This is a genomic window from Nonomuraea sp. NPDC050790 (assembly GCF_044456745.1).
Lineage (GTDB): Bacteria > Actinomycetota > Actinomycetes > Streptosporangiales > Streptosporangiaceae > Nonomuraea.
In genome coordinates this window covers 189,536-203,598 of record NZ_JBITGF010000011.1, presented here as the reverse complement: position 1 = coordinate 203,598, position 14,063 = coordinate 189,536, and the positions used below count along the sequence as shown (strand labels likewise).

Sequence of the window (14,063 nt, the reverse complement as noted above, 5' to 3'; positions counted from 1 at the left end):
CTTTCCTGTCATGGTTCAGAGTTCCTTGTCGATGAGTGCGAAGATCTCCTCATCGGAGGCTGTGTCGATGTCGACGCCCTCGTCGTCGTCGGTGCTCGCGGTGCCCCCGAACCTGGTCAGGCCGCTCTGCAGAACGGCGACCAGGCGGCCGCGGATGTCCTCGCCGTTGTCCTTGGCGGTGGTGATCATTGAGCCGACGCGTTCCAGGACCCCGCGCAGCAGGTCCTCGGGCGACGGCGTGGCGGGCGCCAGGGTCTCGTGCAGGTGCTTGGCCAGCGCCGAGACGGTCGGGTGGTCGAAGACGAGCGTCGCGGGCAGCCGCAGGCCGGTCTCGGCGTTGAGCCGGTTCTGCAGTTCGACCGCGGTGAGCGAGTCGAACCCGAGCTGGTTGAAGGCGCTGTCCACGTCGATGTGGTCGGCGCTGGCGTGGGCGAGCACCGCGGCCACGTGGCCGCGGACGGTGGTGGTGAGCAACCGCATCGCCTCGGACTCGGTCAGCGCGGCGAGCCGCTCGGTGAGCCGCCCCGCGCCCTTCTTCTGCGACGAGGTACGGCGCGGCGTTCGCACCATCCCCCTGAACAGAGGCGGCAGGCTGCCGTCCGCGGCTCTGGCGCGCAGCCCGACCAGGTCCCAGCGGGCCGCCACGACCACCGCCTCGTCCCCGGCCAGCGCGGCGTCGAACAGGGCCAGCCCGTGCTCCGGCGCGAGCGGGGCGACCCCCGCGCGGGCCAGCCTGGCGATCTCCAGGTCGGTGAGCTCGCCGCCCATGCCGCCGTCCCAGAGCCCCCAGGCGATGGAGACGGCGGGCAGTCCCTCGGCCCTGCGCTGCTCGGCCAGCGCGTCGAGGTAGGTGTTGGCCGCGGCGTAGTTGCCCTGGCCGGCGTTGCCGAGGATGCCGGCCAGCGAGGAGAAGAGCACGAAGACCTTCAGGTCGCGGTCCTTGGTCAGCTCGTGCAGGTGCCAGGCGGCGTCGAGCTTGGGAGCGAAGACCCGGTCGATCCGCTCGGGCGTCAGCCCGTCGAGGGTGGCGTCGTCGAGGACCCCGGCCGTGTGGACCACGCCGGTCAGGTTCTCGATCCCGTCCACCACCGAGGCCAGCGCCCGCCGGTCGGCCACGTCGCAGGCCAGCACGCGCACCCGGGCGCCCAGCTCTTCGAGCGCCGCCGCCAGCGTCCCGGCACCTGGCGCTCCCGGGCCACGCCGCGACAGCAGCACCAGGTCGCGCACCCCGTGCCGCTCGACCAGGTGACGGGAGATCAGCCCGCCCAGGTCACCGGTGCCGCCGGTGACCAGGACGGTGCCGGAGCCCAGCGCCGCGTTCCCTTCCACGGACCTGCGCGCCAGCCGGGGGGCCAGCACCTTGCCGTCCGCCACCCGCACCTGCGGCTCGCCGGTGGCCAGCACCCGCTCCCAGTCGGCGAACCCGTCGGGCACGTCGGCCAGGACGAACCGGCCCGGCTGCTCGCTCTGCGCGGTGCGCACCAGGCCCCGCACCACCGCGGCGTCCAGGCCACGCGGCGCGAAGACCACCAGGCGCTCTTCCCCGGCCATCGCGGCCAGCGCCCGTGCGGTCAGCTCGCGCGGCGTGCCCCCGGCCAGCGGCACGACCGTGTACTCGGCCACCGGCTCGCCGGCGGGTCCCACCTCCACCCAGTCCAGCCCGTAGGGGGCGGGACCGGTCGAGGGTCCGCCGAGCGCGCCCGCGGCCACCGCGCGGATGCGCGCCGACTCCAGCGCGAACACCAGCCGCCCCGAGGCGTCGGCCGCCTCGATCGCGCAGCCGTCCTCGCCGTCGCGGGTCAGCCGCACCCGCAGGGCCGTCGCACCGGGCGACACCAGCCGCACGCCGCGGAACTCGAACGGCAGCCGCAGCTCCGTCGAGGGCGCGCCGATCAGCAGCACGTGGAACATCGCGTCGAACAGCGCCGGGTGGATCCAGTGGCCCGCCACGTCGAGCTCGCCCACCGCCACGTCGGCGAACAGCTCCTCGCCCGACCGCCAGAGCGCGCGCACGCCCTGGAAGGCGGGCCCGTACTCGTAGCCGGCGTCGGCCAGCGGGCCGTAGGCCACCTCGACCGGCTCGGCGCCCGGCGGTGGCCAGGTCGCCGCCCAGTCGCAGGCGGCGGGGGGCGCGGGCTCCGGTAAGAGGGTGGCGCGCACGTGGCGGGTCCACGGGGCGTCGGGGTCGCCTGCCGGGCGGGAGTGGACGCGGGCCTGCCGTACACCCTGGTCGTCGGGGGCGTCCGCGACGACCTGGACGGTCACGCCGCCGCGCTCGGCGAGCACGAGCGGCGCCTCGAAGACCAGTTCCTCGATCTGGCCGCCGGCCTCCAGCAGGAGGTCGGCGTAGGCGGCGCCGGGCAGTACGGCGGCGCCGTTGACGGCGTGATCGGCCAGCCAGGGCGAGTCGGCGAGCGACAGCCGGCCGGTAAGCACGCTCACGCCGTCGTCGGCCACGTCGAGCGCGGCGCTCAGCAGCGGGTGGGTGACCTCGCGCAGCCCGGTCGCGGTCAGGTCGGCGACCCTGGCGGGCGGGTCGAGCCAGAAGCGCTCGCGGTCGAAGGCGTAGGTGGGCAGGTCGACCGGGGCGCCGGGGCCGGTCAGCGCGGCCCAGTCGACGCGGGCGCCGATCACCCAGCCCTGCGCGAGGCAGGCGGTGAGTGCGTCGGTCTCGGAGCGCTGGCGGCGGCTGAGCGTCAGGACGGCGGCGTCGCGGCCGTCCAGGCAGTCGTGGGCCATCCTGGCGAGCACGGCCTGCGGGCCGATCTCCAGGTAGGCGTCGGCGCCGAGCGAGTCGAGGCGCTCGATCATGGCCTGGAACTGGACCGCGCGGCGGATCTGGGCCAGCCAGTACTCACGGTCGGCCCAGGAGCCGCCGTTGAGGTTGGTGGCGAACTCCAGCTTCGGCTCGGCGAACTCCACGTCCTCCAGCACGGCGGAGAAGGCGGCCAGCATCGGCTCCATGAGCGGCGAGTGGAAGGCGTGGCTGACGGCGAGCCGGTGGATGCGCCGGCCGAGCTCAGACCAGTGCTCGGCGACCTCCAGGCAGGCCGCGACCTCGCCGGAGACGACCACGCTCCTGGGCCCGTTGACGGCGGCGACGCCGACCAGGTGCTCCTGCCCGGCCAGCGACGAGGCGATCTCCTTGGCCGTGGCCTCGATCGCGACCATCGCGCCCGGGGTGTCGAGCCCCTGCATGAGGCGGCCGCGGGCGGCGATCAGCCGGGCGGCGTCGGGCAGCGACCAGACGCCCGCCGCGTAGGCGGCGGCGAACTCGCCCACCGAGTGGCCGGCGACGATGCCGGGCGTGACGCCGAGCGACTCCAGCAGCCGGAAGGCGGCCACCTCGAAGGCGAACAGCGCGGGCTGGGTGTAGGAGGTCTCGTTGAGCAGCTTGGCCTCGGGGGTGCCCGGCTCGGCCCACATCACCTCGCGCAGGGGGCGGTCGAGGTGGCGGTCCAGCTCGGCGCAGACCTGGTCGAGCGCCTTGGCGAAGGCGGGGAAGGCGGCGTACAGCTCGCGGCCCATCCCGTGCCGCTGCCCGCCCTGGCCGGTGAACAGGTAGGCCAGCTTGAGGTGCTCCTTGGCCTGGCCCTCGACGACCTCGGCCGGGGTCTCGCCGCGCAGGTGCGCGCCGAGCCCGGCCAGCAGCGCCTCGCGGTCGGCCCCGAGTACGGCGACGCGGTGCGTGAAGGCGGCCCTGCGCGTGACCAGCGAGTGGGCCACGTCCCCCGCGCCGGTCTCCGGCCGGTCGAGCACGAAGTCGCGCAGCCTGGCGGCCTGCCCGCGCAGCGAGTTCGCCGTCTGCGCGCTCAGCGCCCAGACCAGCGGTCCCGCTCCGGCGTGCGCCCCGGCGGGGGCGTCCTCCTGGGCGTACTCCTCCAGGACGGCGTGGGCGTTGGTGCCGCTGATGCCGAAGGCCGAGACGCCCGCGCGGCGTGGCCGCTCGCCGTCCGGCGTCCACGCGCGGGCCTCGGTGAGCAGGCTGACGTGGCCCGCCGACCAGTCCACGTGCGGGGTCGGCTCCACCACGTGCAGGGTGGGCGGCATGACGCGGTGGCGCAGCGCCATGACGGTCTTGATCACGCCGGCCACTCCGGCGGCGGCCTGGGCGTGGCCGATGTTCGACTTCACCGAGCCGAGCCACAGCGGCTGATCCGCCGCACGATTACGCCCATATGTGGACAAAATGGCCTGTGCTTCGATGGGGTCGCCCAGCTTGGTGCCGGTGCCGTGCGCCTCGACCACGTCCACGTCCGTCGTGGTGAGCCTGGCGTCCGCCAGCGCCTGCGCGATCACGCGCTCCTGGGCGGGACCGCTCGGGGCGGTCATGCCGTTGCTGGCGCCGTCCTGGTTGATGGCCGTGCCCCGGATGACCGCGAGGATCGGCCGGCCGTTGCGCCGGGCGTCCGACAGGCGCTCCAGCAGCAGCACCCCGGCGCCCTCGCCCCACGCCACCCCGTCGGCGGTCGAGGAGAACGACTTGCACCGGCCGTCGGGCGAGAGGCCCCGCTGCTTCGAGAACTCCACGAACGTGTCCGGCGGCACCAGCACCGTCACGCCTCCGGCCAGCGCCATCCCGCACTCGCCGTTGCGCAGCGCGCGTACCGCGAGGTGGACGGCGACCAGCGAGGACGAGCACGCGGTGTCCACCGAGACCGACGGGCCCTCCAGCCCGAACGTGTAGGACACCCGCCCCGACAGCACGCTCGGCGTGCTGGAGGTCAGCAGCAGGCCCTCCACCGACTGCGGGATCGCGCCGTGGGTGAACCTGGAGGAGTAGTCGTTGTACATGCACCCCGCGTAGACCCCGGTACGGCTGCCGCGCAGCGTCGCCGGGTCGATCCCGGCCCGCTCGAACACCTCCCACGACGCCTCCAGGAACAACCGCTGCTGGGGGTCGGTGGCCAGCGCGTTGCGCGGGCTGATCCCGAAGAAGCCGGCGTCGAAGCTCGCCACGTCGTGCACGAAGCCGCCGTGCCTGGTGTACGACTTGCCCGGAGCCTCGGGGTCCGGGTCGTAGACGTCCTCGTCCCAGCCGCGGTCGGAGGGGAATTCGCTGATCGCGTCCACCCCGGACAGCACCAGGTCCCACAGCTCCTCGGGGCTCGACACCCCGCCCGGGTAGCGGCAGGCCATGCCCACGATCGCTATCGGCTCGTGGCCGCGCGCCTGCGCGTCCGCCAGGCGCTGCCTGGTCTCGGCGAGTTCGACCGTGGCCCGCTTAAGGTAATCGCGGAGCTTTTCCTCAGTTGCCATGATCGGGTCCTTCCGCCATGCTCCGGTTGTCGATCAAGGCGAAGATCTCCTCGTCGGAGGCCGAAACGATCTTCTCGGCGGCGCCGTTCGCCGCAGTGCCACCGCTGCCGAACCGGGAGAGGGCGCTCTGCAGGATGGCCACCAGCCGTCCCTTGATCCCCTCGCCCTCCCCGTTGGCCGCCAGCAGCATCGACTCGACCTTCTCCACCGCGCCGCGCAGCGTGTCCTCGGGCGAGGGCGTCTGCGGGGCCAGGGACTGGAACAGGTGCTCGGCCAGCGCGCTGACCGTCGGGTGATCGAAGACGAGCGTCGCCGGCAGCCGCAGCCCGGTGTCGGCGTTGAGCCGGTTGCGCAGCTCGACCGCGGTGAGCGAGTCGAAGCCCAGTTCGTTGAACGACTTGTCCACGCCGACGCGGTCGGCGCCGCCGTGCCCGAGCACCGCCGCCACGTGCGAGCGGACCAGCCCGGTCAGGTGGTTGCGCGCGTCCGGCTCGGCCATGACGGCCAGCCGTTCGACCAGCGCCATCGGCCCGGCCGCGGGCGCCGCGCCGTTCCTCTCCGCGCCGCCCTTCTCCGCGGTACGGCGGGGCGCGCGCACCAGCCCGCGCAGGATCGAGGCGAGCTCCCCCGCCTCGGCCCGCTGCCGCAGGGCGGCGGCGTCCCAGCGGGCCGCCACCACCAGCGGCTCGGCCGCCGGGGCGCTCAGGACCGCGTCGAACAGGTCCAGGCCCTGCTCGGCGGTGAGGGCGGCGACGCCGGCGCGCGACATCCGCACCGCGTCGGCGCCGGACAGCTCACCGGCCATGCCCGTCTCCCACGCGCCCCAGGCCACCGACACCGCGGGCAGCCCCAGGGTGTGGCGGTGCTCGGCGAGCGCGTCGAGGAAGGCGTTGGCGGCGGCGTAGTTGGCCTGCCCCGCCGTGCCGATGACGCCGGCCACGGAGGAGAACAGGATCAGCGGGCGGTCACCGGCCAGCTCGTGCAGCCGCCACGCGGCGTCCGCCTTGGGGGCGAGCACAGTGTCCAGTTGCGTGGCCGACAGGCCCGCGACCGTCGCGTCGTCCAGGACGGCGGCCGTGTGCACGACCCCGGCCAGCTCGGGGATCCCGGCGACCAGCCTGCCCAGGGCGTCCCGGTCGGAGACGTCGCAGGCGGCGACCCTGACCTGGGCGCCCAGGCCCTCCAGCCGCCCGGCCAGCTCTGCGGCGCCCTCCGCGTTCGGGCCGCTCCTGGAGACCAGCACCAGGTCACGCACGCCGTGCCGCTCGACCAGCCGCTCGGCCACCAGCCCACCCAGCGCACCGGTACCCCCGGTGACCAGCACGGTCCCCTGAGCCAGCACACCCGCCAGAGCCGGGTTTCGAACCGGAGTCGAGGCGACGGCCGGGGTCTGGGCCTGAGCCGGGTTTTGAGCGGGGGCCGAGGCGACGGCCGGGTCTTGGGCCGCAGCCGAGGCGACGGCCGGGTTCTGGGCCTGAGCCGGGTTTTGAGCGGGGGACGGCGAGTGCGGGTCCGCCGTGCCCGGACTCGCCGGCGTCGCGCCCGCCGGACCCCCGGTCCGTCGGGTCAGGCGGGGAGCCAGCAGGACGCCGTCGCGGGCCCGCACCTGGGGCTCGTCGGTGGCGGCCAGCAGTTCCCAGTCGGTGAAGCCGGCGTCCACGTCGGCTAGCGCGAAGCGGCCCGGGTGCTCGGCCTGGGCGGAGCGGACCAGGCCCCACAGCGGGCCCGTGACGACCCCGGGTCCCCTGGTCACGAAGACCATCCGGGACCGCCAGAACCGCTCGTCGCCCACCCAGCCCTGCACGAGGTCGAGAGCCTGGTAGAGGGCGTCGTGCACGGAGTAGGGCAGGTCGTCGGCGTCCGGCTCGAACGGGACCAGCACCGCATCCGGCGCCTCCACGCTCATGTCGGCCAGCGAGGCCAGGTCGTAGTAGCGCTGCCCGCCGACCTCGTCGGCGAAGGCGTCGTAGCCGACCGTGGCCCAGGTGACGGCGGAACGCTCGGGTCCGGTCGTGGGCTCGTCCTTGGGCTGGGGCAGCTCGGTCCAGTCCACGCCGTAGGTCTCGGCCGCGGGCGCCAACCCGGTCCGCGGTACGGCACGCAGGGTCAGCGACCCGGCCACGGCGATCGGGGCACCGGACACGTCGTACACGGTCAGGCCGTGGCGGTCCTGGCCCTGGGGCGACAGCCGTACGCGGAGGGTGCGCGCACCGCCGGAGACCGCGTGCACGCCGCTCCACGCGAACGGCAGCAGCAGCGTCCCGGGCTCGCCCGCGGCGTCGAGCACGAGCAGGTGGAGCGCGGCGTCGAGCAGCGCCGGGTGCAGGGTGAACCGGTCGGCGCCGTCGCTGACGTGCTCGGGCAGGTCCACCTCGACGTAGGCGTCCTCACCCAGCCGCCACGCGGCCCGCAGCCCCTGGAAGGCGGGCCCGTAGGAGTAGCCACGCTCGGCCAGACGCTCATAGGCGTCGTCAAGGTCCACTTCGACGGCCCCGGCGGGCGGCCAGGCCCCCAGCGGCCCGCCGGCCGTCGACGGCTCGGCCGCGGTCGCGTGCTCGGAGGTCAAGGGTTCTGTCGTGGGGAGGGCGGCTGAGAGGGCGCCGGTCGCGTGGCGTGTCCACGGGGTGTCGGGGTCGCCCGCGGGGCGGGCGTGGACGGACAGGTCGCGGTGGCCGCCGGTGCCGGGGGCGGACACGGTCAGTTGGAGCTGGACCGCCTCCTCCGCCGACAGACGCAGCGGCGCCTCCAGCGTCAGGTCCTCGACCGAGGCGGCGCCGACGGTGGCGGCGGCCTCCAGCGCCAGCTCCACGAACGCGGTGCCGGGCAGCAGGACCGTGCCGTCCACCGCGTGGTCGGCCAGCCACGGGGCGGCGGCGAGCGAGAGGCGGCCGGTCAGCAGGTGCCCGTCTCCGGCGGCCAGCGGTACGGCCGCGCCGAGCAGGGGGTGGCGGCTGGCGTCCAGGCCGGTCGAGGAGACGTCGGCGCCGCCCGCCGTACCGTCGAGCCAGTAGCGCTGCCGCTCGAACGGGTAGGTCGGCACCTCGGCGAGCGGTCCGGCGCCGAGGGCGGCGGGCCAGTCGACGCGGGCGCCGAGGACGTGCGCCTGGGCCAGCGCGGTGAGCAGGCGGGCGCGCCCGCCGTCACCGCGCCGCAGCGTGCCCGTCGCGCCGCCGGGACGGCCCGCGGCGGTCAGCGTGTCCTGGACATGGCCGGTCAGCACCGGGTGCGGGCTCGTCTCGACGAACAGCGGCGTCCCGGCGAAGGACTCCACGGCCTCCTGGAAGCGGACCGGGTTGCGCAGGCTCGTGTACCAGTAATCGGCGGTCAGCTCGGCGTGCTCGACCGGGCCGCCCTTGTAGGACGAGCAGAAGGCGACCTGTCCGGCGCGCGGCTCGATGCCGGCGAGCGCGGTGCGGATCTCCTCGCGCAGCGCCTCGATGTGCGGGGTGTGCGCGGCGTAGCCGATGGCGACCCGCCGGGCGTTCAGGCTCTCGCCGTGCGCGGCGGTGAACTCCTCCAGCGCGTCGGCGTCCCCGCCGATCACGCAGCTCTCCGGCCCACTGTGTACGGCAGGCCAGAGCCGTCCCGCCCAAGGCTCGATCAGCTCGCCCGCCCGCTCGACCGGGACCGGCAGGGCGACCATGCCGCCACGGTCGCCGAGCCGCGTCAGCGCCCGGCTGCGCAGGACCACGACCTTGGCCGCGTCCTCCAGCGACAGGGCTCCGGCGACGCAGGCGGCGATGATCTCGCCCTGGGAGTGCCCGAGGACCGCCGACGGCTCGACGCCCAGTGAACGCCACACCTTGGCCAGCGCCACCATCACCGCGAACAGCACCGGCTGGATGACATCCGAGCCCTCCAGCTTGCCCTCGGCGCGCAGCGCGTCCTCGACGGACCAGCCGGTGTGCGCCCTGAGCGCGGCGTCGCAGCGGCGCAGCTCGGTGCGGAACACCTCGTCGGAGTCCAGCAGCTCGACGGCCATCCCGGCCCACTGCGAGCCCTGGCCGGGGAAGACGAAGACCGGCTGGACGTCACGGTCGGCGACACCGGTCACCAGCGCGCCATGGGGTTCGCCCGCCGCCAGCGCGTCGAGCGCGGCGACCAGCTCGGCCCGGTCACGGGCGACCACGACGGCGCGGTAGGCGAAGGCGGCCTTCCTGGCCAGCGCCCGCCCGACGGCGACCAGGTCGGAGTCCCCGCCCGCCACCTCACGCAGCCGTACCGCCTGGGCACGCAACGCACTCTCCGACCGCCCCGACAACACCCAGGCCACAGGCTCGGACCCGGCACCCAGCCCAGACCCCGGCACGGAGCCCAGCTCGGCGTTCTGGCCGGGGTGTTCGGTGGGCGGGTTCGTGCTGGGGGCCTGTTCGATGATCAGGTGGGCGTTGGTGCCGCTGATGCCGAAGCTGGAGACCGCGGCCCGCAGCGTACGGCCGTCGGGCAGCTCGACCGGCGAGGTCAGGAGGCGGACGTTGCCGGCGGACCAGTCCACGTGCGGGCTGGGCTCGTCGGCGTGCAGGGTGCGCGGCAGCACGCGGTGCTCCAGCGCCTTCACCATCTTGATGACCCCGCCCACCCCGGCGGCGGCCTGCGTGTGGCCGACGTTCGACTTGAACGAGCCGAGCCACACGTCGTCGTAGACCGACATGACGGACTCGGCCTCGATCGGGTCGCCGAGCGTGGTGCCGGTGCCGTGCGCCTCCACGACGTCCACGTCGGCGGCGGTGAGGCGGGCGTCGGCCAGCGCCTGGCGCATGACCGCCTGCTGGGCCAGCCCGCTGGGCGCGGTGAGGCCGTTGCTGGCGCCGTCCTGGTTGATCGCGCCGCCCCTGATGACGGCGAGCACCGGGTGCCCGTTGCGGCGGGCGTCGGACAGGCGCTCCAGCAGCAGCATGCCGGCGCCCTCAGCCCAGCCGGTCCCGTCGGCGCCGGCGGAGAAGGCCTTGCAGCGGCCGTCGCGGGCCAGCCCGCCCTGGCGGCTGAACTCCACGAACATCCCCGGCGTGGACATCACGGTCACCCCGCCGGCCAGCGCCATCGAGCACTCGCCGCGGCGCAGCGCCTGCGTGGCCAGCACGATGGAGACCAGCGACGACGAGCAGGCCGTGTCGGTGGTGAGCGCGGGTCCGCGCAGGCCGAGCGTGTACGCGATCCGCCCGGACACCACGCTCAGCGCGGTGCCCGTGAGCAGGTGGCCGTCGGCGACGCCGCCCGACTGGTGCAGCCGGGGACCGTAGTCGGGCGCCATCGCGCCCACGAACACCCCGGTCGCGGTGTCACGCAGCTCGCCCGGGTCGATCCCGGCACGCTCGACCGCCTCCCAGCTCACCTCCAGCAGTAACCGCTGCTGCGGGTCCATGGCGGCGGCCTCGCGCGGGCTGATGCCGAAGAAGGCGGCGTCGAAGCGGTCGGCGTCGTGCAGGAAGCCGCCGTGCCCGGTGTCGCTGGTGCCCGAGCGGTCCTGCCCGGTGGCGAACAGCGCGGACAGGTCCCAGCCCCGGTTCGCGGGGAACTCGGTGATCGCGTCGGCGCCCTCGCTGACCAGGTTCCAGAGGTCGGCGGGCGAGGCCACGCCGCCCGGGTACCTGCAGCCCATCCCGACCACCACGACCGGGTCGCCGTCGAGGTCCACCCGCTCCTCGGCCGCCGTCACCGGAGCCTCGTCGGCCAGCAGGGCGCGCAGGTGGTCGATCAGCTTCTGCGGCGTCGGGTGGTCGAACAGCAGGCTCGTCGGCAGCCGCAGCCCGGTGGCAGCGCGCAGCCGGTTGCGCAGGTCGAGCGCGGTGGCCGACTCGACGCCGAGGTTCTTGAACGTCCTGGCGGCCTCGATCCCCGAGGCGTCCTCGTGCCCGAGCAGCGCCGCCAGCGTGGACAGCACCAGCTCACGCACATCCCCGGAGAACCCCTGATCCGCGCCATAAGACGCCGCGGCGTCCGAGGACCGCCCGCCGTCGAGGTCGGCCGCGTGCGAGCGCGCCCCGCCGTTGAGCGCACCGGCGTGCGTCCCGCCGTTGAGCGCACCGGTGTGCGTCCCGCGGTTGAGCACGCCGGCCTGGGTTCCGCCGTTGAGACCAGCAGGTACGGCAAGCCGGTGGCGACGCCGCTGGAACGGGTAGGTGGGCAGGTCCACCAGGCGCCCGCCCCCGCAGGGACCGGCCCAGTCGACCTCGGCGCCCCCCGCGTAGGCCTCGGCCAGCGAGCGCATGACCCGCTCCGCCCCGCCGTCCTCGCGGCGCAGGGTGCCGACGGCGGCCACGTCACGTCCCGCGGCCTCGGCGGTCTCGCTCACCCCGGACACCAGCACGGGGTGCGGGCTGCACTCCACGAACACCCCGGCGTCGTGCTCCAGCGCCACCCTGACCGCCTGCCCGAAGCGGACGGGCCGCCGCAGGCTGGCGTACCAGTAGGAGGCGTCCAGGGAGGCGGTGTCGATGGGCCGCCCGGTGAGCGTGGAGACGAACGTGGTGCAGGTGGAGGCGGGCCGTACCGGGGCGAGGGCGGCGAGCACCTCGTCGCGGACCTGCTCGACCTCGGCGGAGTGGGAGGCGTAGTTGACCGGGATGATCCGGCTGCGGTGCTCGGGCAGCCGGGCCTTCAGCTCGGCCAGCGCCTCGTGCGGGCCGGAGACGACGAAGGAGGCGGGCCCGTTGACGGCGGCGACGGCCAGGTGGCGGGAGATGCGCGCCATCGTGGACTCGATCACGCCGAGCGGCGCGGCCAGCGACATCATGCCGCCCTTGCCGGCGATCCCGGCTATGGCCTTGCTGCGCAGGCCGACGACGCGGGCGGCGTCCTGGGTGGACAGGGCGCCGACGGCGGTGGCGGCGGCGATCTCGCCCTGCGAGTGCCCGATGACGAGGTCGGGACGCAGGCCGTGCGACTGCCAGAGCGCGGCCAGGCCGGTCATGACGGCCCACAGCGCGGGCTGGACCACGTCCACCCGGTCGAGGCCGGGCGCGCCGGGCTTCTCGCGCAGCACGTCCATGAGGTCGTAGTCGGTGAAGGGGGCGAGCGCGAGCGCGCACTCGGCGACCCGCTCGGCGAAGGCGGGCGAGCCGGCGAGCAGTTCGCGGGCCATGCTCGGCCACTGGGCGCCCTGACCGGGGAAGACGAACGCGGTGCGACCGGCTCCGGTGCCGGTGACGGCCGCCTCGTGCGGCAGGCCGGCGGCCAGCGCGAGCAGCGCCTCCCGCTTGGCGGCGCCGAGGACGACGGCGCGGTGCTCGAAGGCGGCGCGGCTGCGCACCAGGCTCCACGCCACGTCGGCGGGCTCGGCCTCGACGTCGGCGAGCTGCCCGGCCAGCTCCTTCAGCGCTTCCGGGGAGCGGGCGGAGAACACCCAGGGCGCGCCGCCGTCGGGCTCCTTGGGGGCGGGGTGCCGCCGGGAGCCGCCGATGCTGAGGCGCGGCGGCTCGGTGACGATCAGGTGGCAGTTGGTGCCGCCCATGCCGAACGAGCTGACGCCGGCGACCAGGCGGCGCGCGGACCACGGGAGCGTCTCGGGCACGACGCGCAGGCGCAGCGAGTCGAAGGGGATGTCCGGGCTGGGCGTCTCGAAGTGGAGGCTGGCGGGCAGTTCGCGGTGCTTCAGGCTCAGGATGACCTTGAGCAGCCCGGCGATGCCGGCCGCGCCCTCCAGGTGGCCGATGTTGGTCTTCACCGAACCGACCAGCAGGGGTTCGGCGGCCGGGCGGGCCTTGCCGTACACGGAGCCGAGCGCGGTGGCCTCGATCGGGTCGCCGACCTTGGTCCCGGTGCCGTGGAGCTCCACGTACTGCACGGCACCGGGCGCGACCCCCGCCTGAGCACAGGCCGACTCGATGACCTCGGCCTGCGCCCGGCCGCTGGGGACGGTCAGACCCTCGCCGCCGCCGTCGTTGTTGACCGCTCCGCCCAGGATCACCGCGTGGATGACGTCCCGGTCGGTCACGGCCGCGGCAAGGGGTTTGAGCACGACGAGCCCGCCGCCCTCGCCGCGTACGTAGCCGTTGGCCCGCGCGTCGAAGGTGTGGCAGCGGCCGTCGGGTGACAGCGCGCCGAACTCGCCGATGGCGTTGGTGGTCTCGCCCAGGAGGTTGAGGTTGACGCCACCGGCGACGGCCAGGCCGATCTCGCCGCGGCGCAGGCTCTCGCAGGCCATCTGGACGGCGACGAGCGAGGAGGACTGCCCCGCGTCCAGGGTGAGGCTCGGGCCGCGCAGGCCGAGCAGGTAGGAGACGCGGTTGGCGATCATCGCCCGGTTGGCGCCGGTGTAGCCGTGCCGGCCACCGGCCCGCAGGGCCGCGAAGTCGTTGGAGATCGCGCCCAGGAACACGCCGGCCGCGCTGCCGCGCAGCTCCGCGGGCAGCACCCGGGCGTTCTCCAGGGCCTCCCAGGCCAGCTCCAGCACGAGGCGCTGGTGCGGGTCCATGGCCGCGGCCTCGTTCGGGGAGATGCCGAAGAACGCGGCGTCGAAGCCCTCCACGTCCTCCAGGAACCCGCCGAAGCGGTAGTCGGCGGCGTTCGGCCACCGATCCGCGGGGGCCGCGGTGACCGCGTCCACTCCATCACGCAGCAGATGCCAGAACCGGGCCGGGTCGGCAGCCTGAGGGAGCCTGCAGGACATGCCGACGACGGCGATCCCAGCCAGCTGATTCGACTCACCAACCATCAATGCGCCACCTCAAGCCGGGGTATTGAATATTCGCGACTATTGGCCAGTAATTAAGACCCTAATCGCGGACTTTGCTGAGGCACATGGAAGGACGGTGGCACGTAGTTACCGCAACTCTTGGCCGCCCACCCAGAGTTGACGGTATGGG

The 14,063-nt window shown here is 74.6% G+C and carries 2 protein-coding genes; both read right to left on the bottom strand.

The window, feature by feature from the left end; genetic code table 11:
* Positions 1–15 precede the first annotated feature (15 nt).
* The gene (locus ACIBEJ_RS43485) at positions 16–5,259 is read right to left on the bottom strand and encodes an SDR family NAD(P)-dependent oxidoreductase (RefSeq protein ID WP_397188826.1); all 5,244 of its coding nucleotides are present in this window, start codon (positions 5,257–5,259) and stop codon (positions 16–18) included.
* A complete protein-coding gene (locus ACIBEJ_RS43480; protein ID WP_397188825.1) occupies positions 5,249–13,912 on the bottom strand; it encodes an SDR family NAD(P)-dependent oxidoreductase in 8,664 nt (2,887 codons plus the stop codon). The genes ACIBEJ_RS43485 and ACIBEJ_RS43480 overlap by 11 nt, the downstream gene beginning before the upstream one ends.
* Positions 13,913–14,063: the final 151 nt, after the last annotated feature.

What these genes read in the sequence shown, in the direction of transcription:
- ACIBEJ_RS43485 (WP_397188826.1), bottom strand. Translation starts at nt 5,259, where the DNA reads ATGGCAACTGAGGAAAAGCTCCGCGATTACCTTAAGCGGGCCACGGTC.
- ACIBEJ_RS43480 (WP_397188825.1), bottom strand. Translation starts at nt 13,912, where the DNA reads ATGGTTGGTGAGTCGAATCAGCTGGCTGGGATCGCCGTCGTCGGCATG.